The 22,616-nt window shown below is 70.3% G+C and carries 26 protein-coding genes; 18 read left to right on the forward strand and 8 right to left on the reverse strand.

From position 1 onward, the window contains the following. Positions 1–40 precede the first annotated feature (40 nt). A complete protein-coding gene (locus AB0I15_RS18100; protein WP_358096165.1) occupies positions 41–1,270 on the reverse strand; it encodes a serine hydrolase domain-containing protein in 1,230 nt (409 codons plus the stop codon). A gap of 363 nt (positions 1,271–1,633) precedes the next feature. Between AB0I15_RS18100 and AB0I15_RS18105 the strand changes: the two genes are divergently transcribed. Both AB0I15_RS18105 and AB0I15_RS18110 read left to right on the forward strand, forming a co-directional pair. Further along, a complete protein-coding gene (locus AB0I15_RS18105; RefSeq protein WP_358096168.1) occupies positions 1,634–2,359 on the forward strand; it encodes a helix-turn-helix domain-containing protein in 726 nt (241 codons plus the stop codon). Positions 2,360–2,458: 99 nt separating this feature from the next. After that, the gene (locus AB0I15_RS18110) at positions 2,459–2,860 is read left to right on the forward strand and encodes a hypothetical protein (protein WP_358096171.1); all 402 of its coding nucleotides are present in this window, start codon (positions 2,459–2,461) and stop codon (positions 2,858–2,860) included. 112 nt (positions 2,861–2,972) lie between these two features. Here AB0I15_RS18110 and AB0I15_RS18115 read toward each other — a convergent pair whose 3' ends face one another. The 3 genes from AB0I15_RS18115 to cpt all read right to left on the reverse strand — a co-directional run bounded on the left by AB0I15_RS18115 (position 2,973) and on the right by cpt (position 5,335). After that, positions 2,973–3,566 (reverse strand): hypothetical protein, encoded by a 594-nt coding sequence (locus AB0I15_RS18115; RefSeq protein WP_358096174.1) that lies wholly within the window; start codon positions 3,564–3,566, stop codon positions 2,973–2,975. Positions 3,567–3,647: 81 nt separating this feature from the next. Continuing rightward, a complete protein-coding gene (locus tag AB0I15_RS18120) occupies positions 3,648–4,469 on the reverse strand; it encodes an alpha/beta hydrolase (RefSeq protein ID WP_358096177.1) in 822 nt (273 codons plus the stop codon). A 317-nt stretch (positions 4,470–4,786) separates the two neighbouring features. After that, entirely contained in the window at positions 4,787–5,335 is a 549-nt protein-coding gene (gene cpt / locus AB0I15_RS18125) for a chloramphenicol phosphotransferase CPT (protein WP_358096180.1), read from the reverse strand. Between the two features lie 226 nt (positions 5,336–5,561). Here cpt and AB0I15_RS18130 point away from each other — a divergent pair, with 226 nt between their 5' ends. Next, positions 5,562–6,866 carry a cytochrome P450 gene (locus tag AB0I15_RS18130; protein WP_358096183.1) on the forward strand — a complete coding sequence of 435 codons (1,305 nt, stop codon included), beginning with the start codon at positions 5,562–5,564 and terminating at the stop codon, positions 6,864–6,866. Here AB0I15_RS18130 and AB0I15_RS18135 read toward each other — a convergent pair. Both AB0I15_RS18135 and AB0I15_RS18140 read right to left on the reverse strand, forming a co-directional pair. Further along, complete coding sequence (locus AB0I15_RS18135; protein ID WP_358096186.1) at positions 6,796–9,807, reverse strand: BTAD domain-containing putative transcriptional regulator; 3,012 nt, start codon at positions 9,805–9,807, stop codon at positions 6,796–6,798. The genes AB0I15_RS18130 and AB0I15_RS18135 overlap by 71 nt on opposite strands. Positions 9,808–9,924: 117 nt before the next feature. Continuing rightward, positions 9,925–10,116: a hypothetical protein gene (locus AB0I15_RS18140; RefSeq protein ID WP_358096189.1), complete on the reverse strand. Its 192-nt coding sequence runs from the start codon at positions 10,114–10,116 to the stop codon at positions 9,925–9,927. Positions 10,117–10,247: 131 nt separating this feature from the next. Here AB0I15_RS18140 and AB0I15_RS18145 point away from each other — a divergent pair, with 131 nt between their 5' ends. Further along, complete coding sequence (locus AB0I15_RS18145) at positions 10,248–10,667, forward strand: VOC family protein (RefSeq protein ID WP_358096192.1); 420 nt, start codon at positions 10,248–10,250, stop codon at positions 10,665–10,667. Here AB0I15_RS18145 and AB0I15_RS18150 read toward each other — a convergent pair. After that, complete coding sequence (locus AB0I15_RS18150; protein ID WP_358096195.1) at positions 10,658–11,287, reverse strand: TetR/AcrR family transcriptional regulator; 630 nt, start codon at positions 11,285–11,287, stop codon at positions 10,658–10,660. The genes AB0I15_RS18145 and AB0I15_RS18150 overlap by 10 nt on opposite strands. A 95-nt stretch (positions 11,288–11,382) precedes the next feature. Between AB0I15_RS18150 and AB0I15_RS18155 the strand changes: the two genes are divergently transcribed. From AB0I15_RS18155 to rfbD, 10 genes are all read left to right on the forward strand, one after another. After that, positions 11,383–11,754, forward strand: a complete 372-nt coding sequence (locus AB0I15_RS18155; protein WP_358096197.1) for an MmcQ/YjbR family DNA-binding protein — start codon at positions 11,383–11,385, stop codon at positions 11,752–11,754. 11 nt (positions 11,755–11,765) lie between these two features. Next, the gene (locus tag AB0I15_RS18160) at positions 11,766–12,275 is read left to right on the forward strand and encodes a GNAT family protein (RefSeq protein WP_358096200.1); all 510 of its coding nucleotides are present in this window, start codon (positions 11,766–11,768) and stop codon (positions 12,273–12,275) included. A gap of 46 nt (positions 12,276–12,321) precedes the next feature. After that, positions 12,322–12,699: a hypothetical protein gene (locus AB0I15_RS18165; RefSeq protein WP_358096203.1), complete on the forward strand. Its 378-nt coding sequence runs from the start codon at positions 12,322–12,324 to the stop codon at positions 12,697–12,699. A 40-nt stretch (positions 12,700–12,739) separates the two neighbouring features. Further along, on the forward strand, positions 12,740–13,612 hold the full coding sequence (locus AB0I15_RS18170; protein ID WP_358096205.1) for an EamA family transporter: 873 nt from the start codon (positions 12,740–12,742) through the stop codon (positions 13,610–13,612). Continuing rightward, positions 13,609–14,241 carry a GntR family transcriptional regulator gene (locus tag AB0I15_RS18175; protein WP_358096208.1) on the forward strand — a complete coding sequence of 211 codons (633 nt, stop codon included), beginning with the start codon at positions 13,609–13,611 and terminating at the stop codon, positions 14,239–14,241. Before AB0I15_RS18170 ends, AB0I15_RS18175 begins: the two co-directional genes overlap by 4 nt. A gap of 57 nt (positions 14,242–14,298) precedes the next feature. Then, a complete protein-coding gene (locus tag AB0I15_RS18180; protein WP_358096211.1) occupies positions 14,299–14,649 on the forward strand; it encodes a hypothetical protein in 351 nt (116 codons plus the stop codon). Between the two features lie 269 nt (positions 14,650–14,918). After that, complete coding sequence (locus AB0I15_RS18185) at positions 14,919–16,373, forward strand: sugar transferase (RefSeq protein WP_358096214.1); 1,455 nt, start codon at positions 14,919–14,921, stop codon at positions 16,371–16,373. A gap of 2 nt (positions 16,374–16,375) precedes the next feature. Next, complete coding sequence (locus tag AB0I15_RS18190) at positions 16,376–17,443, forward strand: glucose-1-phosphate thymidylyltransferase (protein WP_358096217.1); 1,068 nt, start codon at positions 16,376–16,378, stop codon at positions 17,441–17,443. Then, the gene (locus tag AB0I15_RS18195; protein WP_358096220.1) at positions 17,440–17,577 is read left to right on the forward strand and encodes a hypothetical protein; all 138 of its coding nucleotides are present in this window, start codon (positions 17,440–17,442) and stop codon (positions 17,575–17,577) included. The genes AB0I15_RS18190 and AB0I15_RS18195 overlap by 4 nt, the downstream gene beginning before the upstream one ends. Positions 17,578–17,621: 44 nt before the next feature. Further along, positions 17,622–18,479 carry a dTDP-4-dehydrorhamnose reductase gene (rfbD, locus tag AB0I15_RS18200; protein ID WP_358096223.1) on the forward strand — a complete coding sequence of 286 codons (858 nt, stop codon included), beginning with the start codon at positions 17,622–17,624 and terminating at the stop codon, positions 18,477–18,479. Here rfbD and rfbC read toward each other — a convergent pair. Further along, the gene (rfbC, locus tag AB0I15_RS18205; protein WP_358096226.1) at positions 18,461–19,039 is read right to left on the reverse strand and encodes a dTDP-4-dehydrorhamnose 3,5-epimerase; all 579 of its coding nucleotides are present in this window, start codon (positions 19,037–19,039) and stop codon (positions 18,461–18,463) included. The genes rfbD and rfbC overlap by 19 nt on opposite strands. Before the next feature lie 120 nt (positions 19,040–19,159). Between rfbC and AB0I15_RS18210 the strand changes: the two genes are divergently transcribed. Genes AB0I15_RS18210 through AB0I15_RS18225 form a run of 4 tightly spaced genes read left to right on the forward strand, consistent with a single transcriptional unit; the run spans position 19,160 to position 22,616 of the window. Next, complete coding sequence (locus tag AB0I15_RS18210) at positions 19,160–19,987, forward strand: hypothetical protein (RefSeq protein WP_358096229.1); 828 nt, start codon at positions 19,160–19,162, stop codon at positions 19,985–19,987. Next, entirely contained in the window at positions 19,988–21,196 is a 1,209-nt protein-coding gene (locus tag AB0I15_RS18215; RefSeq protein WP_358096232.1) for a class I SAM-dependent methyltransferase, read from the forward strand. Then, positions 21,193–21,969: a glucose-1-phosphate cytidylyltransferase gene (locus tag AB0I15_RS18220; protein ID WP_358096234.1), complete on the forward strand. Its 777-nt coding sequence runs from the start codon at positions 21,193–21,195 to the stop codon at positions 21,967–21,969. Before AB0I15_RS18215 ends, AB0I15_RS18220 begins: the two co-directional genes overlap by 4 nt. Continuing rightward, entirely contained in the window at positions 21,966–22,616 is a 651-nt protein-coding gene (locus AB0I15_RS18225; RefSeq protein WP_358096237.1) for a PIG-L deacetylase family protein, read from the forward strand. Before AB0I15_RS18220 ends, AB0I15_RS18225 begins: the two co-directional genes overlap by 4 nt.

Raw genomic sequence — 22,616 nt, forward strand, 5'->3', positions numbered from 1 at the left:
GGTGTGGTGCTCCTTCACAAGCTGTTGGGGACGTGGTGCGTCAGTTGTCGAGGGCCTGGTAGAGGGTGGTCCAGAAGTCGTGGATGAGGTGGGCGGAGTTGGGGACGGACATGCCGACCTGGGTGAGCAGGATGCCGGTGAGGCGGTTGGCGGGGTCGGCGTAGGTGGAGGTGCCGCTGCCGCCGTCCCAGCCGAATTGGCCGAGGGGGGCGTAGTCGCCGCGGTGGGTGCGCACCGCCATGCCGTAGCCCCAGCCGCCGTGCTGGCCTTGGCCGAAGGAGAGGTGGACGTTGTCGGTGGCCATGGTGTGGCGGGCGGCTTGCTGGTCGGGGGTGAGGCGGTTGGTGGTCATCAGGTCGACGGCGGGGCGGGACAGGATGCGGTGGTCGCCGTGTTCGCCGCCGTTGAGCAGCATCTGGAAGTAGGTGTGGTAGTCGTCGGCGGTGGAGACCAGGCCGCCGCCGCTGCCGGGGAAGGCGGGGGGCCGGCTCCAGCGGCCGTCCGCGGCTTCGTCCCAGATGTGGAATTCGCCGGTCTGGGGGTCGGGGGCGTAGAGGGTGGGCAGGCGGTCGATCTGGTCGGCGGGGACGTGGAAGCCGGTGTCCTTCATGCCGAGGGGGTCGAGGATGCGGTCGCGCAGGAAGTCCTCGAAGGGCCGGTCGGTGACGCGGGCGATGAGCACGCTGAGGACGTCGTGGCTGATCTGGTACTGCCAGCGTGCGCCGGGCTGGTGCATGAGGGGGAGGGTGCCCAGGCGGCGTATCCATTCGTCCGGTCCGGGCATCGGGGTCGGCAGGTCGGGGGTGAGGCCCTGTTCGAAGATCGCGGCCATGATCGGGGTGCCGAGTGCGGTCATGTCCATGCCGAGTCCGAAGGTGGAGGTCAGCAGGTCGCGTACGGTGATCGGGCGGCGGGCCGGCACGGTGTCGTCCAGCGGGCCGTCGAGCCGCCGCAGCACCTGCCGGTCGGCCAGTTCCGGCAGCCACTGCTGGACCGGGTCGTCCAGGCGTAGCCGGCATTCGTCCAGCAGCACCATCGCCGCCGCCATCGCCACCGGCTTGGTGGTGGAGGCCATCCGGAAGATGGTGTCCCGGCGCATCGGCGCGCCGCCGTCGTGGCGCATCGTCCCGATCGCCTCGACGTGGGTGTGGCCGTCCCGGCCGACCAGGGCGACCAGTCCGGGGATCTTCCCGGATTCGACGTGCCGGGCCAGCACGTCGTGCAGTCTGCGCAGTCCGGCTTCGGAGAAGCCGCGATTGCCGTGTTCCATGATCAATCTCCTTGCGCACAGTGGTCGATTCCAGCGAGCCCTGTCCCGGCGTGGCGCTCGTGGCCTCGGCGAGTCGGAGCTCGGTCACAGGACCCCCAGCGGTGCCAGTGGCGCCGGTATGTGTTCGGGAATCGCTGAACGTCTGCGACAGTACATTGCGTTCAGATATTCGTCAACAGAGACTTTGGTGCATCTGGCCTGCTAAATTCGGCCTACAGGACCTGCTTTGCAATGACTGTGATGCTGAACGCAATGGGAGATCACGATGAGAATTGCAATGGGCTGCCGGTGAACGCATACTTGCAGCGGAGTGTGCCGGGGCGCCGAGCTTCGCGCATGTCGACAGAGGGGGGCCGAGCACCGATGCCCGGAGGCAGACTCACCAACGAGGACCGTCAGCACATCGCCGCGTGGCTGGCCGAGGGGCTCGGATACGCCGAGATCGGCCGGCGTCTGGGGCGCCCCGCCTCGACCGTCATGCGCGAGGTCACGCGGAACGGCGGACCCGACGACTACGGGGCGGAGCAGGCGCAGGAGGCCACCCGCCATCGTGCGCGCCGGCACAAGCAGGCCCAGACTCCGGCCCCGCCGATCACCGACGGCGGCCACGGGCGTGATCCCCGCGCGGTGCAGGACTTCACCGAGTCCTTCACCGATCTCCTCGTCCAGCAGGGGTTGCCCCGCATGGAGGCCAGGGTGCTGGCCTGCCTGTACATCACCGACTCCGGCACTCTCACCGCCGCCGACCTGGTCCAGCGGCTTCGCGTCAGCCCGGCGTCGATCTCGCACGCCATCGCCTTCCTCGAACAGCAGGGAATGCTCCACCGGGAACGGGTCCCCGGTGCGCGGCGCGAACGCTATGTCATCGACGATGAGATCTGGCTCTCGTCCATGCGTGCGGCTGTGCAGATGAACGAGGCCCTGGCGGCCGCATCGCGGCGCGGAGCCGAGATTCTCGGGGGCAGGACCCCGGCGGGCGCCCGCTTCGCGTCCTCCGCCGAGCTTCTTCGCCTCGTGAGTGAGGCCTTCCGGCAGGTCATGGAGCAGTGGGAGCAGGGTGTGGCCGCCCGGAGCGGCGGGCAGCAGTAGTGATCTCTCGCTGACCTGGGCCGGGGTGGCGGGGCCTTCGATGGCGTGGCCCGAAATCTCGCTCGCTCTACGGTCCCGAGCTGGCTATTTTGGGGGCAAGTGAGCAGGTTCGTGGAGGGTGAGCTCGTGAAGCGTAGGAGTCCACAGGAGAAGAAGTGGCTGAGCTACGCCAAGGATCGCCGCAACGACTATGGCGAGAACGACAAGAGCTCCCGGAAGAACATCCCCCGGAGCAAGAGGGCGCCGCATCGTGCCAACCGCAGGCGCGCCCACCAGGTGCTCGAAGCGGCTGTGGGCGCGGTTGACCGGGTCGCTGAGGAGGCCGCCGAGGAACGCCTCCTTGTCAGGCGTCCCAAGTCGTGGCGGAAGTGGCGCGACGCTCCTCTTGGAGAGAGCGTCCAGTATCGCCTTGAGCGTCGAATGCGTCTGGGGATCGAGGGTGCGGCGCAGGGGGCGGCGCGCATCCGACGTGTCCGTCAGCGGCTACAGCGCCCGATCTGAGGGCCGGCGAACCGGCGGCGAGGCGTAGATCGCCGGACCCTGGTCCTCGAACGCCCGGCTCGGCCCCGTATCGGTCATGGGCCAGAGCCGTTCTCGGCACAGGACGGGCCGATCAGCAGACGCCGGGCAGCTCGCACACCTTGGCGGCCATCTTCCTGGCGCTCTTGGTCAGGAGGCCGGGGCCGTAGGCTCCCTCGTCGGTCGTGTAGATCATCAGTGCGCTGCCCTTGCGCGCGACGATGCCGGTGACCGTCTGGTTCACGCTGCCGTCCTGCCGGGTCTGGTAGCCCATGCCCAGCGACTCGTCTCCCGCAGTGGCCTTGCTCGTACGCCACTGGATCCTGAGCTCGGGGGCCGACGGGTCGCTCCTGCGGGCGCAGCGCTTGACCTCGGTACGCAGGCCGGCGAGCGCGGCGTGGGCGGCGCGGGGGCTCTTGTAGATGACGAGCTGTTCGGAGGAGCCGCTGGGGGCGCTGGTCCAGCGCGTGATCGTACGGGCCGCCACCCGGTCGCGGTCGGCGGCGCGCTTGAGGTTGCACGGGTTCAGTTGCAACGGCTCGGTGCGCCTGTCGCTGATCTCGTAGCCCTGTTCCTCGGCCTCGTGCGAGCTCAGGACCTTGCGCGCGTCGTGTTCGGTGAGCAGGAAGTTCTTCGGAATCTCGGTCACGGCCGCCGGGGAGAGGGCCAGCACCAAGGAGAGCGTCACGGTGATCATAGAGACTTGGATGCCGGGGGGAACGGCTTGGTTCTCGCTCTCGTCAAGTCGCGTGTCCGGTTCGGCACCTGTTCAGAAGAACGTGGCCAAGAGGTCGGCCACCTTGGCGGGGGCGTCCTGGTCGGGGGCGTTGTGGCCCACGCCGGTCAGTGTCTCGGCACGTGCGTGCGGCAGGGTGACGGCGAGGGCGTCCACCGCCTCGCGGAGGTAGCCGGGGCTTCGGTCGCCCTTCATGAGCAGCGTCTCGGTCTCCGTTTCGCGGTAACGGGCCACGGTGGCGTCGAGGCGCTGGACGGCTCGGATCTCAGCGGGGAGGGTGCCGGCGAGCTCGCGCCATTCGCGGCCGTCCTCGCCCCGCATCATCAGCCCGATCAGGGGCGTCAGCAGCGGCGTCGGTACGTGGTTCAGCGGGCCGCCCACGCGCAAACCCTTGATCATCCGGATCATCGCCTCGCCATGCCGCCCTCGGGAGAGCGCCCGTTCGTAGTCCGGGACCCACTCCAGAGGCAGTGGCTCGCGAGCCGCGATCGCCGGTTCGTACAGGGCGAGCTTGGCGGCGGCGCCGTGATGGCGCAGCACGGTCTCCAGGGCGACCAGGCCGCCGTAGCTGTGACCGAACAGAAAGCGGGCTCCGGAGAGCTTCATGAGCGCGGCCACGTCGGCGCAGTCGTCCTCGACGGTGTGCCCGTCGCGCTGCGGACCGCTGCCGCACCGGCCGCGCCTGTTGAGGGCATAGACGGTGAGCTTGCCGCCGAGGCTCGTTGCCATGGCGGTGTAGTGGTGCGCGGCGCGGGTGCCGCCGGGGACCACCACGAGCGCGGGGCCGCCGCTTCCGTGCACCTCGTACGTGATCACCGTGCCGTCTGCGGAAACGAACCGGTCGCGTTCACCCAAGACTCAACCCTCCGAGGCCGTACGCGCCGGCCCGACCGCCGGCGCGTACGGCCAACCTGCCTGGGCCTGCTGTCAATCTTCTGGCAGAACGCTGGTGCCACGCGGTTGAGTGCTTGAGCGTCGGGAAGCGGCTTCGAGATCGACTGCGGGAGTGTGGAGGTCGTATCCGGAGACGGCCTGCTGGTCGACCTTCTCAAGTACCACTACCTCTACGCCGCCGCGCGTGGGAGCGAGGTCTCGGTCGAGGTGAACGGGAATGCGGATGACGTTCTCCGGGGCAGGTTGTGGCGGCCGCGTACGTCATCGGGCGGAGGTGATCACGTTTCGGCTGTCGCGCCCAGGCGAGCCGCGATGGTCCGCGCGCACACCAGGGCCTCGGTATGGGTGGTGTCCACTTCCAGGTCGTAGACCACGCCCTGGTGGGCCACCTCCGCCTGCGACCCGGCCATCCCGCCGGCCCGGTCCCCCCGGGCGATCTCACGGGCGGCCGCCACCGAGCCCTCGCAGCGTACGCCGACCCACAGCACGTCCAGCCCGTCGAGAACCTGCCGCCAGCGCCGCTGGGACGCCGCGCCACCGAGGAAGACGTCGTCCACGATCACCGGAGCGCCCGCGCGGGCCATCGCGGCGACGCCCTCCATCCAGGCCCTCTCCAGCCTCCTGAACTCCGGGCCGATGAGCACCCCGCCGTCGGGGGCGACCTCGATCCCCGCCGCCGATCCCTCCATGGACGCGGGCATCATGTCGATCAGCGAGTCGACGGCGGCGGTCAGCCATGGATCCGGCAGGACGGCCTGCAGACAGCGGGCGATTCCCGACTTCCCCGAGCTTGAGCCGCCGTTCAGCACGATCACCTGAGCAGTCATCGCCCCACCCTAGGAGCCGCCTCCCGGCCAGGGCATGCGGTTTTCATGCGCGGATCATGCGGCCCGTGATCGATCGTGGACAGTGTTGTCAGTGGTCAGTGTCTTCAGACGCCACGGAGGTAACGCATGAAGCACGTCCGACACGCAGCCGTACGGGTCTTGGGCCGGATCCGCATGGGAGGTATGTACACGTACTGGAACTTCTTCAACTAAGAAGGGCCGACGAGTGACGCATGCATCTGGTTCGGAGCGGCCTCCGGGGCCCCGAGGGCACTGGCTGTTCGGGAACACCGAGGAGTACGACCGGGACAGGAACGGGTTCCTGGAACGGTGTCACCGCGAATACGGGGACGTCTTCTCCTTCGATGCCAGGACGATCGTGGTGTCGTCGCCGGAGCAGGTGCATGCGCTGCTCACCAGGACCAACAAGGATTTTCTGGCCGAGAACTCGCCGTTGGCCGGGCCCATGGACACCGAGCGCATGGCGGCCGACGCCGAGTTGTGGACCACGACCCGGCGGGCCGGGTGGCAGGGGTTGCACCGGCGGGTGGCGGAGGCGCATGCCGGGCGGTTGCGGGCGGTCTTCGAGGAGACCGTGGCCGACGGGGAGATGGACGTCCTCGCCACCATGACCAGGTTCTTCGGCCGGGCGACCGCCGACTTCTGCCTCAGCGCGGATGCGGCCGGTGTGCCGGAGGTGCTGGCCGAGAACGTGGCGGCGATCGATCCGCTGTCGCGTGACTCGCTGCAGTTGCCGCCGTGGTGGCCGTCGCGCAAGGTGTGGCGGTTCGCCAGGTCGCGTAAGCGGCTGCTGGGGCTCATGTCGCAGATCGTGCGAGGACGGCGGCGGCTCCTGGGCGACGGGGAGCCGGTTCAGGATCTGCTCGGGGTGCTGCTGGCCTCGTCTGCCGAGTTGTCCGACGTGCAGATCGAGCGGTTCCTGCGGGGGATCATGTTGGCGGCGCTGGGTGTGCCGGCCAGCGCCCTCACCTGGATCGTGTACGAGCTCAGCGCCCGGCCCGACGTGCTGGGCCGGCTGGCGGACGAGGCCGGTTCGGTGGGTGAGGACGACGGAGTGCCGGCCGTCGGAGACCTGCCGTACACCGAGGCGTTCGTCAAGGAGGTGCTGCGGCTGTGGCCGCCGACCTGGCTGATCGGCAGGACCGTACGGCGGGAGACCGAGCTGGACGGGTGGCGGCTCAAGGCGGGCGACCAGGTGCTGTTCAGCCTCTACCGGCTGCACCGGGACGCCCGCTGGTGGTCCGAACCCGATCGGCTGGTGCCGGAACGGTGGCTGGAGCCTCATGCGGCGCCCGTCAGGCATACCTACCTGCCTTTCGGGGCGGGGCCGCGGGTGTGCGTGGGGACCCAGCTCGGCATGATGCAGTTGACGCTGGCCACGTTCTGGCTGGTGCGGACGATGGAGATCGTCCCGTCCGGCGGGGCGGCGGATCCCGATTTCAGCGGGCTGCTGGTGCCGAGGGATCTGCGGGTCCGGTTGCGCCGGAAGGTGGTCCGGCAGAGCGCGTGATCTTCCGCCACAGGGCGTCGGCCTCGGCGGTGCGGTGTTGCCGCTGGTAGAGCTCTCGGGCCTGCCGCCAGGTGGCGCGGGCCGCCGTGCTGTCGCCCGTGTCGTGGTGCACGTCGCCGATGCGGGTCAGGGTGTCGGCTCCCTGGTAGACGTTGCCCAGTTTCTCCCGGATAGTGAGGCAGCGGGCGTAGTAGCGGAGGGCTTCGTCGTGGCGGCCGGCCAGGTGGGCGATGTAGCCGAGGCTGTCGAGGGTGGCGGATTCGCCGTTCTCGTCCTCGTGCGTACGGAACAGGGCCAGCGCCTGCTCGCAGTATCGTCGCGCCTTCGCGTGGTGGCCGAGCTGGACGTGGCACCAGCCGGCCGCGCCGAGGGCGTTGGCCTCCCAGGCGGCGTCGCCCAGCTCGCGCTGGAGGCGCAGGGCGTGCTCCACGTGGGGGAGCGCGCGGTCGGCGGCGCCTCTCATGAGCCAGGCGTAGCCGAGGGTGTGGCTGGTGTGCGCCTGACCGGCGCGGTCCCCGTCCTGCTCGAACAGCTCGGCGGCGCGGTGCAGGTGCTCGAGGTCCTCGTCGTCCTCGCAGGGCCCGGTGGCCTGCGCGTGGGCGTAGCCGAGGTACCAGTGGGCGAAGGCGCGGGCGTTCAGGTCGCCCATGCGCTCGGCGGCGGCCAGCGCCGTCCGCCAGATCTCCAGGCGCTGCGCGTGCAGGCAGCGCCGCATGTGGAACGTGTCCATGGCCCAGGCCAGGCGCCAGGCGGCCGCGTCCATGTGGAGCTGTACGGCCAGCCGCTGGGCGGCGATGAGGGCGGGCTGCTCGGCCTCGAACCAGGCCCAGACCGCTTCGACGTCCTCGAACTCCTTCCGCGCGGACTCGGGGGACATGCGGCCGGCGAACGGGCGGCTCGGGAACAGCAGGCGGTCACCGGCGCGGGCGGTGCGCGCGTACGCGTCGAACAGCCGGGCGAGCGCCTCCGAGCGGTCGTGGACGGGCAGGTCGGCGTGGGCGCGTTCGGCCGCGTACAGGCGGACCAGGTCGTGGGTACGGTAGCGGCCCGGCCGGTGCTGGCCGACCAGGTTGGCGGTCTCGAGGTCGTGGAGCAGCACCCGGGCACGGGAGGTCGGCAGACCGGCGAGCGCGGCGGCCGAGCTCAGGCCGCAGTCCGGCCACGGGGCCAGGCCGAGGAGCGCGAACAGCCGGGCGGTGGGGGCGTCGAGGGCCTCGTACGAGGAGGTGAACGCGGCCCGCAGGTCCGTGTTCAGGTCGCCGCCGGTCGTCAGGGCGTCGAGGCGGGTCGAAGGGCTGCGTAGCTGCTCGGCCAGCACCGACAGGGGGAAGTCGGGGTGCATGGCGGCGCGGGCCGTCAGTACGCCGATCGCGAGCGGCAGCCCACCACTGTGCTCGACGAGGACGGCCACGCTCCCGGGGTCCTCGTCGAGCCTGGCGGGGCCGAGATGGCTGCGCAGCAGGTGGCGGGTCTCCGCCGGGGTGAGGGGGGCCAGGGTGATCAGGGTCGCGCCATGGGTGGCGTTCAGGCCGGCGAGGCTGTTGCGGCTGGTGACCAGGACCGTGCAGCCGGCGGAGCCCGGCAGCAGCGGCTCGATCTGGGCCACGTCGCGGGCGTTGTCCAGGACGACGAGCAGGCGCAGGTCCGCCACCAGGGACCGGAAGAGCCCGGCCTGGGCCTCCTGCCCGGCCGGGATCGCCGCGGCGGGGACGCCGAGGGAACCGAGGAAATGACGCAGCGCCACGTGGGCCGGCAGGGGGCCGGTGTTCGGGTCGAAGCCGTGGAGGTTGACGTAGAGCTGGCCGTCGGGGAAGAGGTCGATGTTGTCGTGCGCCCAGTACAGCGCCAGCCAGGTCTTCCCCATCCCGCCGGCACCGCCGACGGCGGCGATGGGCATGCCGGCGGTGGTGCGCAGGTGGTCCAGCCGGGCGCGTTCGGGGCCCCGGCCGGCGAAGCGCGGTGGCGGGGCCGGGAGCTGCCGGGGGATCGGGACGGGGTGGGGCGCGCGGGCACCTTCCCCGAGGGTGAGGGCCGTGTGGGCGGGCCTGAGAGGGGGGACGGCGGTGGCGCCGGCCGACGGCTCCAGAGCGGTGGAGGCCGTCGGGTCGAGGGGGCCGGGGGCGGAATTCGGCGGGGTGGCGCGGGTGGGGTTCGGAGCGGCGGTGCGGGCGGGGTCCAGAGGGGTGGTGGCCGGCTTCAGGGTGTTGTCCGCGGTGAGGATGCGCTGGTGGAGGCGCTGTAGCTCGCCTTCGGGCTCCAGCCCGAGCTCCTCGATCGTACGCTCGCGCAGCCCCCGGTAGATCGCCAGCGCTTCGGTACGTCGCCCGCCGCGGTACAGGGCCAGCATGAGCCGCTCGTGGGCCGGTTCGCGCAGGGGATGATCGGTGATGATCGCGGTGAGGTCGGTGATGGCCTCGGCGTACCTGCCCAGTGCGAGCATCGCGGAGCTTCGTTCCTCCACCGCTCCCAGGCGCAGCTCCTCGAGCCGGGCCGCCTCGGCCTGGACGAAGGAGCCGTCGACGCCGGTCAGCGGTGTCCCGCGCCACAGGCTCAGCGCCCGGTCGTAGTGGGCCAAGGCGGTCTCGGGGTCGCCCGCCTCGCGGGCCCGGGTCACGTGGTCGAGGAACGCCGTCAGGTCGAGCCGGTCGGAGGGCAGGCGGATGACGTACCCGGGGCGTTGGGTGTGGATCTCCGCCGTCGCGCACGTCTTCCTGAGGTCGGAGATCAGCGTTCTGACGCGGGAGGCGGGGGAGCTGGGTAACGGCTCGCCCCACAGCGCCTCCGCCAGGCGCTGGGTCGATACGACCCGGTTGGCGTTCAGGAGCAGGATCGTCAGCAACGCTCCCTGCTTGCCGGTGAGGACGAGACGTCCGGACTCGGACCGGCACTCCACCGGTCCGAGCACGCTGAACCTGACACGCGGGTGACCTTCAAGAACCATTCGCGACCTCCAGACGCCCTGGCCGGGGCTTTCGTCAGGATAATGACGCTTATGATCGCGATGCGGCGGCCTCGGTGTTCGAGCACGTCCAGGGCACGGGTATCGGGGGAGTGACGGCTACTGAGCGCGTGAGGGCCGGTTGAACCAGCGGGCGGCGAGGAGCAGGAGTATCAAGGGCTCCCGGCTGGAAGCAAGGAGGCCGACCAGCGCAGCCGGCGCCACGAGGGCCAATGCCACCTGGACCGTCAAGATGAATTGGGCCGCCCTGACGTTGCCCGGCATGCGGTCGGTTTTCGCGAGATCCGTCACCTCCCCATTCTGGCGGACCTTTTCCGGCCAACTTCGCGTGAACCGGCTCTTTCCAAAAGGCGGCGTCTTCCGGCGGCAGGTGGACAGCGCGATTCGTACCGAAGATATTGGAAGGGAAGCGGAGGTGTTTCATGCAGGCACGCCTTGACCATCTCGTCTGCTGGGTTTCCGATCAGCTCGCCTCATTACGTTTCTATGAGGAGGTCGTCGGATTGCCCGGGGTGCGGGCCAAGGAGTTCCGTGAGGGGAAGGCGTCATTTCCCAGTGTGCGGGTCTCACGCGAGACCATTCTCGACCTGATGGCCTATGAGGCGACGCGAGGTGTGGACGAGGGCACCGGAGTGGGAGGCAGCGCCGGACATCCCATCAATCATTTCTGCCTGGCGGTGAGCGGAGAGGACTTCGACGCGCTGAAGACCAGGTTGAAGCAGCACGGTGTGGAGATCACCGGGACCGGCACCAACTCCTTCGGGGCTCAGGGGATCGCCCCCGAGACGATGTACTTCCCCGACCCCGATGGCAACGTGCTGGAGGTCCGCTACTACGAGTGAGCGCGGCGGCGCAGGCGGGCGCGTACGGCCCGGCGGACCACCGGGCCCATGTCCTCCAGCGCCGCCACCAGCGTCGCGAGCTCTTCCAGCGCGTCCAGCGCCTGGTTCGCCCCCTCGCTGTCCACGCCCTCGTAGAGCTCCAGCCCCACGAACGCCGCCGCCGTGGCCTTGGCCAGGCCGGACACGTCCACGAACTCGGCCAGCGGCGAGTTCGCCAGCACCCTCCCGAGGGCCTGCTCCACCTCCGCGATCCACAGGTTGAGCCCGGTGGTGGTGGCCGGGATGAGCTTGTCGTCGGTCTGGCTGCCGGCCAGGAGCTGCGCCAGCGCCGCGACGCTGCCCTCGGCGCGCTCCTCGGCGTGCAGCGCGCGGCCGAGGTCGAGCAGCTCGCGCAGGGTGGTCACGGTGGCGAAGCGGTCGCGGTAGAGGGCGATGCGCTGCCGGGAGCCCTGCTCGCAGGCCGCGGCCAGGAGCTGGTCGACGCTGCCGAAATGGTAGAAGACGAGGGCCTGGTTGACGCCGGCCGCGGCGGCGATCGTCCGGGCGGAGACGCCCGCCATCCCCTGCGACTTCAGCGTCTCGAGCGCCGCCTCGAGCAGCTTGGTACGTGTGTCGGCCACGAGGTCACGCTAGCCGCGTTTGCGCACGCGGTGCTCCGCCGCGGATCCCTCAGGGGGTCTCGAGAGTGTCGGCGCGGTCTGGTACACAGGGCGGCATGGGTGTGAGCGTCGATGAGTTCCTCAAGCTGCTGGACGAGCTGCCCGAGGTCAGCATGCACCACAGCGCCGAATGGGTCGCGCTCAAGGTGCGCGGCAAGGGGTTCGGCTATCTGTGGGAGGCGACCGAGACCGTCGGGCTCAAGGCCACGATCGAAGAGCAGCTCGCGCTCGTCAACGAGCGGCCCGAGGTGTTCGAGGTGCAGTTCACGGCGGGGCGGTTCGGGTGGGTGGTGGTGCATCTCGACCGGATCGCCGCCGATGAGCTGTTCGAGCTGATGGCCGAGGCGTGGTGCCTGACCGCGCCCCAGCAGATGGCGGCCGACTTCGAGGCGGTCCTCGGAATCGGCCAGGAGGTGCGTCCCGGGTAATCTCGGGCATCGTGACCCCCGTGAACGTCAGGCTGCGCGAGTGGCGCGACGACGACGCCCCAGCCGTGCTCAGCGCCTTCCAGGCGCCCGATCTGCGCCTGCAGGCACCCTGGCCCGTCGTCACGCTGAAGGACGCCATGGGCTGGATCGCCGCCTGGTCGGGAGTGGGTCACGCCTTCGCCGTGACGATCGGCGGAAACGGCGACGGCGGGGAGCGGGTCGTCGGGAACGTGGCGGTGACCAGGATCGACGACCACGGCAACGGCTGGGTGTCCTACTGGGTGGTGCCCGAGGCCAGGGGGAAGGGGGTCGCGGCGGCGGCGACCGATCTGCTGGCGCGGTGGGCGTTCGACGAGCGCGGGCTCTACCGGCTCGAGCTGGGGCACCGTACGAACAATCCCGCGTCGTGCCGGGTCGCCACCAAGGCCGGATTCCTGCCCGAGGGCATCGAGCGGGGGCGGCTCTGCTACGAGGGCGTCCGTTATGACGTGGAGCGGCATGCCCGGCTGGCCACCGACTGACGAGCTCGGCTGGTCAGCGCACCGGCCGCTGATCTACCCTGCTGAGGTGGACAGCGAGAGTCTGGCCGCGGCCGGGCTGCTGGCGGCCCTCAGCCGGGCGTCGGAGATTCTCGCGGAATTACATCATCCCTTCGTGAGAAGTGAGCGCTTCTCCTATTTCCTGCCGCCCGCGGGGGCCCGCGTGGGTGCGGCGTTCATCCTGCCCGACGGCCGCGAGGTCCGGTTCGAAGTGTCCATCAGCGCTTCTGGCGGCGCCTTCCACGTGAAGGGCTCGGTCACGGCGGAGGAGGAGTCCCTGCTCGAGCTGCCGCGCAAGAGCGTGGCGGGCATTCACGACGGGCTCGCCGTGCTGGACGACTACGCGGGGGAGGTGGCGGCTCCGGCGGCGCGGCTGATCGACCAGCTTTTGGCAGAGATTGTCTGACAACTAGACAGATGGTGTCTGGTTGTCTGACAATGGTGCCATGAGGAATGGACCGCTCGCCGTTGTCGGCGCTTCCGTGCTCTGGGGCACCGCGGGAACGGCCGGGCTGCTCGTCTCCGCCGACTCCGTCGCCCTGGCCGCCGCCCGGCTGGTCATCGGGGGCGCCGCCCTGGCACTCGTCGCCGGCGCCGGCGTCAGGCGGGCCGTCCGGCCGGGCCTGCTGCTGGGGGCCGTCGCGGTGGCCGCGTACCAGCTCTGCTTCTTCGCCGCCGTGGGCCGCACCGGTGTCGCCATCGGGACCGTCGTCGCGATCGGCAGCGGGCCCGTCTTCACCGGGCTGCTCTCCTGGGCGCTGCACGGCCGCCGCCCGACCAGCCGCTGGGCGATGGCCACCACGGCGGCCATCTGCGGCTGCGCGGCCCTGATCGTCGGCGGGGGCGCCGACGCCGGGGCGGAGGTGCTGCCGGGCATCCTGCTCGCGCTGCTGGGCGGCCTGCTGTACGCCTTCTACGCCGTCATGGCGGCCAGGGCGATCGGCCAGGGGGCCGAGTCGAACGCGGTCATGGGGGTGATGTTCGGCGGGGCGGCCCTGATCATGCTGCCGGTGCTCCTCATCGGCGGGATCGGCTGGCTGGCCGAGCCGCGCGGGCTGATCGCCGTCCTCTACCTCGGGCTCGGCTCCACCGCCCTGTCCTACTTCCTGTACGGCCGGGGCCTGCGCACCACCCCCGTGGCCACCGCCGCCACGCTGGCCCTGGCCGAGCCGGCCGTCGCCGCGCTGCTCGGCCTGGTCGTGCTGGACGAACGGCTGACCCCGATCTCGATCGCCGGGCTGGTCCTGCTCGCGCTCAGCCTCGTGGCGGTGGCCGTACCGGAACGAACCCCGGAAAGGGAGCTAGAGTCGCAGCCGTGACGTTGCCGCTCAGACCCGTCTCCACCGTCGGCGCGCTCGCCGACTCCCTGCGCAGCAGGGTGCTCTCCGGCGAGATCGCGCCCGGCACCTCGCTCCCCGAGCAGGAGATCGCCGCATCGTACGGCGTCGCCAGGCCCACCGTGCGCGAGGCACTGGCGACCCTGGTCCACGAGGGACTGCTGAGACGCGAACGCAACCGCAGTGCCTATGTCCCGGAGGTGACGCTTTCGGACCTCGAAGACCTCATGTACGTCCGCCGCCCCCTCGAAGACCTCATGGCGCAGGCCGTGGCCGGGCGGACGGTGCCGGGGGCCGAGGCCGCGCTGCACCGGATGTCCGCGCTGCCCGACGACGCGCCCTGGTCGGAGACCGTGGCCGAGCACATGGCGCTGCACCAGGCGCTGATCGAGGCCGTCGGCAGCCCCCGGCTCGAACGGCTCTACGGGGCGCTGGCCGCCGAGACGAGGCTGGGGCTCGTGCGGCTGCGAGAGGTGTACAAGGACAGGGACGTGCTCATCCTCGAGCATCGCGAGCTGCTCGACGCGATCGCGAACGGCCCGGAGGACGAGGCGAGAGCGGCCGTCGCCGCGCACCTCGGCCATTCCTGGGGCGGCGACGGACGATCGTGAGCACCATTGCGCGCGAACCCTTGCGGGACTGCCCTGCAACTCGCAAGAATCGCGGCCATGCACGGCAATCCGATGCCGGACTCCTACGTGTATGTCACGGAAGAGGGCGTCACTCGTCACTACGCGGACGGTAGCGTCGAGGCGCTCGCCTGGGAGGACGTGGTGGAGGTCCGTGTCGTCACCGAATCCGGGGAAGACGTCCACTACATCCTGCTCGATCGCGACGGCGAAGGCTGTGTCGTGCCGCGTTCGGCCACGGAGGCCACCTTCCTCGCCCGCCTGCGCTACCTGCCCGACTTCGACCTCGACCGGCTGACGCTGGCCGCGGATTCGGCCCATGACGGAGTTGTGGTCGTCTGGCGCAGCCCGGATCCACCGACCGCATTGCCGGATCTGGAGTACGACTAGCGCCTTCACATTTCCGCAACCTGCTGAAATGTCGCCGTAAATCCGGATTTATCGCCCTCTGAGCACTGCCACCCATGGATCGTTCCGTCAAGTCCTGAGCCCACCCGGCAATCGTCCGATTGTGGACATTTGACGTTATTCCCCACACCGGAATCGATCTTTACTCTTTAGTGGGGGCCGCCGCCCTTGATTGTGCGTGGGACTTGTCAACCCATGTGGTTCAAGGAACGTCCGACTATCGCGGTGCACAGAGTTGTCAGGGTGGTGCTATGAGAGTGGGGACTGAGGGGTCCACTGTCGTGCTCCTCGAGGCCGTGCCGCGCCATGCGTCCAGTATCTGGACCCGGGCGTACTTACGGCTCCTGTTATCCGGAGACACGATGTTCGCGCTGCTCGCATGCGTTTGCGTGCTGGGCATCAGGCTGCTCGCCGGCGCGTACATTCCGTCAGCCGAATTCGTTCTCGGATTCGGCCTGGTCATCGTCTGGCCGGCGGCGCTCATGATGGGCGGCGCGTATCGCCAGCGGGCCAACGGAGAGGGCACGGAGGAGTTCAAGGCGGTCTTCAACGGCGGCGTCGGCCTCATGGCCGCGGTCGCCATCATGGCCTATGCCACGCAGACCGCCATCGCGCGAAGTTTCGTGATGGCGATGCTGCCGCTGGCTTTGGTGGCCACGCTCTACTTCCGCTACAAGATGCGTAAACGCCTGCACCGTAGGAGAGCGGTGGGGGACTACATGCGCTCGGTGATCGCGGTCGGGCACCGGGAGTCGATTCTCGACCTGGTGATGCAGTTCAGGCGGCAGCCGTATCACGGAATGCGGGTGGTGGGAGCCTGCCTTCCGGAGAACGCGATGGACCTGGACGTGGACGGCGTGCCGGTGCTGGGCTCGTTCGGCGACGTGGCCGGCGTGGTGGAGCGGCAGCAGGCCGACGCCGTGGCCGTGCTGGCCTGTCCGGAGCTGGACGGGGCGGCGCTGCGCCGGCTGGCCTGGAGCCTAGAGACCGCGCGTACCGACCTGTTCGTGGCTCCGGCCCTGCTCGACGTGGCGGGGCCGCGCATCAGCATCAGGCCGGTCGCGGGGATGCCGCTGCTGCACGTGGAGCACCCCGAGTTCGACGGCACCAAGCAGATCGCGAAGGCCGTGTTCGACCGGCTCATGGCGGCGGGAGCGCTGCTGCTCCTCGCGCCGCCACTGCTGGTGATCGCGCTGGTGATCCGCCTCACCAGCCCGGGGCCGGCGCTGTTTCGCCAGATCAGGGTGGGTAAGAGCGGCAGAGAATTCCGGGTCGTGAAATTTCGCACCATGGTGGCTGACGCGGAGCGGCTCAAGGGTTCGCTTCTCGAAGCGAACGAGTTCGACGGGGTGCTCTTCAAGATTAGGAACGATCCAAGGATCACCCGGGTAGGCGCTTTCCTGCGGAAATACTCCCTCGACGAGCTGCCCCAACTGCTCAACGTGCTCCGAGGCGAGATGTCCCTCGTCGGCCCGCGCCCGCCGCTGCCGGAAGAGGTGGGCAAGTACGGCACCGACGTGCGCCGGCGCCTGGTGGTCAAGCCGGGCATGACCGGGTTGTGGCAGGTCAGCGGCCGATCCGACCTGACGTGGGAGGAGTCCGTACGACTCGACCTGCGCTATGTCGAAAACTGGTCGCTCATCCTCGACCTGCAGATCCTGTGGAAGACCTGGTCGGTCGTCACCCGTGGAGAAGGGGCCTACTAGCGGTGAAAGCACTCGTGCTCGCCGGGGGGTCGGGCACACGGCTACGACCCATCACGCACACCTCGGCCAAGCAGCTCGTCCCGGTCGCGAACAAGCCGGTCCTGTTCTACGGGCTCGAGGCCATCGCGGCGGCGGGGATCAGGGAGCTGGGCCTGGTGGTGGGGGACACCCATGCGGAGATCGAGGCCGCCGTGGGCGACGGCTCGGCGTTCGGGCTGCAGGTGACGTACCTGCGGCAGGAGGCGCCGCTCGGGCTGGCCCACGGCGTGCTGATCGCCCGCGAGTTCCTGGGCGGCGAGGACTTCGTCATGTACCTCGGCGACAACTTCATCGTGGGCGGCATCAACGACCTGGTAGACCGGTTCGCGCGTGAGCGGCCCGCGGCCCAGATCATGCTCACGAAGGTCGGCGACCCGCGTCAGTTCGGGGTCGCCGAGCTCGACGCCCAGGGACGTGTGATCGGCCTGGAGGAGAAGCCCGCGCGTCCCAAGAGCGACCTGGCGCTGGTCGGCGTCTACATGCTCACCCCGGCCGTGCACGCGGCCGTGGCGGAGCTCAAGCCGTCGTGGCGGGGCGAGTTGGAGATCACCGACGCGATCCAGTGGCTGATCGAGGCGGGGCTGCGGGTGGAGTCCTCGGTGATCTCCGGCTACTGGAAGGACACCGGCAACGTCACCGACATGCTGGAGGTCAACCGGCTGGTCCTGGAGTCGGTCGAGCCCCGCGTGCACGGCCGGGTCGACGACGCCAGCGAGCTGGTGGGCCGTGTCGTCATCGAACGGGGCGCGGTGGTCGAGCGCTCCCGGATCGTCGGCCCGGTGATCATCGGCGAGGGGGCGCGGATCCGCGACAGCTACGTGGGCCCCTTCACCTCCCTCGGCGCCGGGTGCGCGATCACCGGCAGCGAGATCGAGTACTCCATCGTGCTGCCCAGGGCCTCCATCGCCGGGGTCGGCCGCATCGAGTCGTCGCTGATCGGCCACGACGTCGAGGTCACGCCGGCCCCGAACACGCCCAAAGCCCACCGTCTCGTGCTGGGCGATCACAGCAAGGTGCAGATCAGTTCATGACAGGGAGCCTGGTGACGGGGAGTGCGCGCACCCGGACGGCGCGGGCGTGCCGGGAGGCCGGGATGGCGCGGGTGCCGGCCGACGTCTCGATCGTCCGCCGCGACGCCAGGGATCGGATGGACGCACGATCGTAGCGGCGGTTGATTTCACGGATATCTCACCAAGGCCGGGAGGCGGCATGAGGTGGCTCATCACGGGGGCGGGCGGCATGCTGGCCGCGGACGTCCTGGACCGGACGGCACTGACCGGCGAGCCCGTGCTCGCGCTCGGTCGCTCGGAGCTGGATCTGTGTGACAAGCGCGCCGTACGCGACTTCGTCGGCGCCTACCGGCCCAGAGTCGTGCTCAACTGCGCCGCCTGGACGGCGGTGGACGACGCCGAGACGCGCGAGCCCGAGGCGCTGGCCGTCAACGGGCACGCGGTGCACTGGCTGGCCGAGGCGTGCGAGCGGGTGGGGGCGCGGCTGGTGCACGTCTCGACCGACTACGTCTTCGACGGGTCGGGGCGGGAGCCGTACCGGGAGGACTCCCCGACGGGGCCGGTGAACGCGTACGGGCGGACCAAGCTCGCCGGGGAGCGCGCGGCGCTGGAGCACGGCCACTACGTGGTGCGCACCGCCTGGCTGTACGGCGCGGCCGGCCCGAACTTCGTCCGGACCATGATCAGGCTGGCGGGCGAGCGGCCCACCCTGGACGTGGTCGACGACCAGCGCGGGCAGCCCACGTGGGCGGCCGACCTGGCCGACTTCCTGGTCCGGCTGGCCCAGTCCGACCAGCCGCCCGGCGTCTACCACGGCACCAGCTCAGGTGAGACCACCTGGTACGAGCTGGCCAGGGAGATCTTCACCCTGCTCGGCGAGGACCCGAGCCGCGTACGTCCCGTGCCGAGCAGCGCCTACCCCCGCCCGGCCCGGCGCCCGGCCAACAGCGTGCTGGCCCACACGCGCTGGGAGCCGATCCGCCACTGGCAGGCGGCGCTGCACGCGGCCTGGCCGGTGATGACCAGGAAGGCGGGTCCTCAGTGCAGTGTGGCGTAGAACTCCTCGCACGTCCGGTAGTCCGGCAGCAGCCCGGCCGCCAGCGCCTTCTCGAGCGACGGGGCTTCGGCGTCCTTGTCCGACAGCACCGGCTCCAGGCCGTCCGGCCAGCCGATCGCCAGGGTCGGGTCGAGCGGGTGGATGCCGTACTCGCGCCCGGGGTTGTACGGCTGCGAGCACAGGTACACCACCGTGGCCCGCTCGCTCAGCACCACGAACCCGTGCCCGAGGCCCTCGGCGATCAGCACGCCGCCCCCGGTCTCGTCGTCGAGCGTCACGGTCTCCCAGCGGCCGAAGGTGGGGGAGCCCACCCGGACGTCCACGACGGCGTCCATGATCGCGCCGGACACGCACATGATGTATTTCGCCTGGCCAGGCGGGACCGCCGCGAAGTGCACCCCCCGGATGACGCCCGCCCTGGAGACGGTGCAGTTGACCTGGGCCACGTCCAGCCGGTGCGGCACGCCGGCCGCCCTGAAGGCCTCGTGGAGGCTGCCGCGGGAGTCGGCGTGCACGCGCGGCCGGTGGTGCCACGAGCCGTCGATCGAGAGGCGATCCATGATCGCAGCATGCCATCACCATGCACGCCACTTGAAGGGTGATTTTTCATGATGACCGCAGTCTTCTCCAATAGTGCCGCCGCCGACGACGCCCGCCGCGCGCTGCTCTTCCAGGGTGAGGTGTTCGTCTATGCGGCCTCGCCCGCCACGACTGAGCTGGTCGGATTCGCCCAAGAACTGATCACCGAGGCGTTCGGCGGGCACGACCCGGAGACCGCCCAGCACGAGATGCCGGTCGAAGAATTCGCGCAATTACTGGCCGGCCTGAAACCCCGTTTCATTCACCACCCCAGATGCAAGGAGCTGCTGCCCGCGGTGATCGAGGAGCGCGGCTGCGACCTCGCGCAGACCTACTTCGACGTGCCGCGGCTGCGTACCTCGACCTCGAACGACTACCTGGTCTCCGGCATCTCCTACGCCTTCCACCCGCACCGCGACTGCTGGTACTCGGCCCCGTTCAACCAGGTCAACTGGTGGATCCCGGTCTTCGGAGTGGTCCCGGAGAACGTCATGGCCTTCCACCCGCGCTACTTCGACCAGCCGGTGCGCAACAGCAGCAAGGTCTACGACTACGCGGAGTGGAACCGTACGAGCAGGCAGAGCGCCGCCGCCCACGTGCGCAGCGACACCCGCGTGCAGCCCAGGCCGGAGGAGCCGATCGAACTGGAGCCGCAGGTACGGGTGGTGCCCGAGGCCGGCGGGACGCTCATGTTCTCCGGCGCGCAACTGCACTCCACCGTGCCGAACACCTCGGGCCGGACCCGGTTCAGCATCGACTTCCGCACCGTGCACCTCGGCGACGTGCGGGCCCACCGCGGCGCGCCGAACGTGGACGCCGAGTGCACGGGGACGACGCTGCGGGACTTCGTGCGCTGCCGCGACCTCGCCGCGATGCCCGAGGACCTGGCGCTGGACTACGAGGCCCGGGCCCTGGCTGGAGTGAGCTGAATGACCACCTGCCGGTTGTGCGGCGCGGACGGGCTGCGCGGGGTCGTGGACCTCGGCGCGACCCCGCCGTGCGAGCTGTTCCTGACCGCGGAGCGGCTCGACGAGCCCGAGCCCACCTACCCGCTGCACCTGCGGGTCTGCACGCGGTGCTGGCTGGCCCAGCTACCGCCGCTGATCACGCCGGAGGAGACGTTCACCGAGTACGCCTACTTCTCCTCCTACTCGACCTCCTGGGTCGAGCACGCGCGCCGGTTCGTGGACGGCGCTGGGCTGCGGCCCGGCTCGTTCGTGGTGGAGGTGGCCAGCAACGACGGCTACCTGCTCCAGCACGTGGTCGAGCGGGGTGTGCGATGCCTGGGCATCGAGCCGTCGGCCAACGTCGGCAGGGCCGCCACGGCCAAGGGCGTGCCGACGCTCACCGAGTTCCTGTCGCCGGAGGTCGGCCGGCGGGTGCGGGCCGAGCACGGGCCCGCCGACCTGGTGGTGGCGAACAACGTGTACGCCCACATCCCCGACGTCGTGGGCTTCACGAAGGGCCTGCGCGCGCTGGTGGCCGACGACGGCCGGGTCTCCATCGAGGTGCAGCACCTGCTGTCGCTGATGGAGCTCAACCAGTTCGACACGATCTACCACGAGCACTTCCAGTACTACACGGTCGCCTCGGCGCAGCGGGCGCTGGCGAGCGGCGGGCTGCACCTGGTGGACGTGGAGCCGCTGCCGACGCACGGCGGCTCGATCAGGCTGTGGGCACAGCCGGCGGAGGCGCCCGTGTCGCAGCGGGTCGTCGACGTGCTGGCCCGCGAGAAGGCGGCGGGGCTGCACGAGCCGTCCGGCTACGAGGACTTCGCGGCGCGGGTGGCCAAGGTGCGGCGGGACCTGCTGCGCTTCCTCATCGACGCCGCGGACGCGGGGCGCAGCGTGGTCGGGTACGGCGCTCCGGGCAAGGGGAACACGCTGCTCAACCACTGCGGGATCCGGCCGGACCTGCTGGCGTACACGGTGGATCGCAACCCGTACAAGCACGGCCGGTTCACGCCGGGGTCGCGGATCCCGATCCTCGCGCCCGAGCGCATCGCCGAGGATCGGCCCGACTACGTGCTCGTGCTGCCCTGGAACCTGCGTGACGAACTGGTCGGCCAGCTCTCGTACGTCCGCGAGTGGGGCGGCCGGCTGGTCTTCCCGATACCTGCCCTGGAGGTCGTCGCATGAAAGTCGTCCTCTTCTGCGGCGGTCGCGGCACCAGGATGCGCAGCGACGCCCCCGGTGGCGACATGCCCAAGCCGATGCAGCTCGTCGGCCCGCGCCCGCTGGTCTGGCACGTCATGCGCTACTACGCGCACTTCGGCCACAAGCAGTTCATCCTGTGCCTGGGGTACGGCGCCCAGCACATCAAGGACTTCTTCCTGACCTACCGGGAGACCGGGTCCAACGACTTCGTCCTGCGGGGCGGGCGGATCGAGCTGCTGTCCACCGACATCTCGGACTGGGAGGTGTCGCTGATCGACACCGGGCTCGACTCCCCGATCGGCGAGCGCCTACGCAGGGTCCGTGAGCATCTCGGCGACTCGGAGATGTTCCTGGCCAACTACGCCGACGTGCTCACGGACGCGCCGCTGCCCGAGATCATCGACCGGTTCGCCGCCACCGACGCGGGCGCCTCGATGATGGTGGTCCCGCCGACCAACACCTTCCACGTCATCGACGTCGGCGAGGCCGGGCTCGTCGGCGGCATCACGCCGGTCAGCGAGATGCCGCTCTGGGTCAACGGCGGCTTCTTCGTGCTGCGGCAGGACGTCTTCGAGCACATCCCGGAGAACGGTGACCTGGTCGCCGACGGCTGCGCGGAGCTGGCCAAGCGGGGCAGGCTGCTGGCGTATCCGCATCGGGGTTACTGGCGGCCGAGCGACACCGTCAACCAGCGGCTCGAGCTGGACCGGTCGTGGGCGCGCGGCGAGCGCCCGTGGGCGCTGTGGGAAGCATGATCGGCCTGCGGCCCGCCCGGCTGGACGGGGTCGTCGCGCTCGGCGCGCACTGCGACGACATCGCGATCGGCGCGGGCGCGAGCCTGCGCACGCTCTGCTCGGCCCGGCCGGGGCTGCGGGTGGACGCGCTGGTGCTGTCGGGCGCCGGCACCGAGCGCGAGCAGGAGGAACGGGCGGCGCTCGCCGCCTTCTGCCCCGGCGCCGACCTGCGGCTGAGCGTGCTCAAGCTGCCCGACGGGCGGCTGCCCGCGCACTGGGACGAGGCCAAGGCCGCTCTGGAGGACCTGCGCGCCCAGACGAGCCCCGACGTGATCTTCGCCCCGTGGGCGGGCGACGCGCACCAGGACCACCGGGGCCTGGCCCGGCTCGTGCCGACGGTCTGGCGCGACCACCTGGCGCTGGGCTACGAGATCGTCAAGTGGGACGGCGACCTCGGCCGCCCCTCGGTCTACCAGCCGCTCGAGGACGAGACGGCCGAGACCAAGGTGCGCCTGCTGCAGGAGCACTACCCCTCGCAGCGGCACCGCCCCTGGTACGACCGGGAGGCCTTCCTCGGGCTCGCCCGCATCCGCGGCATCGAGTGCGGCGCCAGGTACGCCGAGGCCTTCCACGTGAACAAGCTCATCATCGACCTCACTGGAGGCTGA

The sequence above is a fragment of the Nonomuraea sp. NPDC050643 genome, assembly GCF_040654715.1.
Taxonomy (GTDB): domain Bacteria; phylum Actinomycetota; class Actinomycetes; order Streptosporangiales; family Streptosporangiaceae; genus Nonomuraea.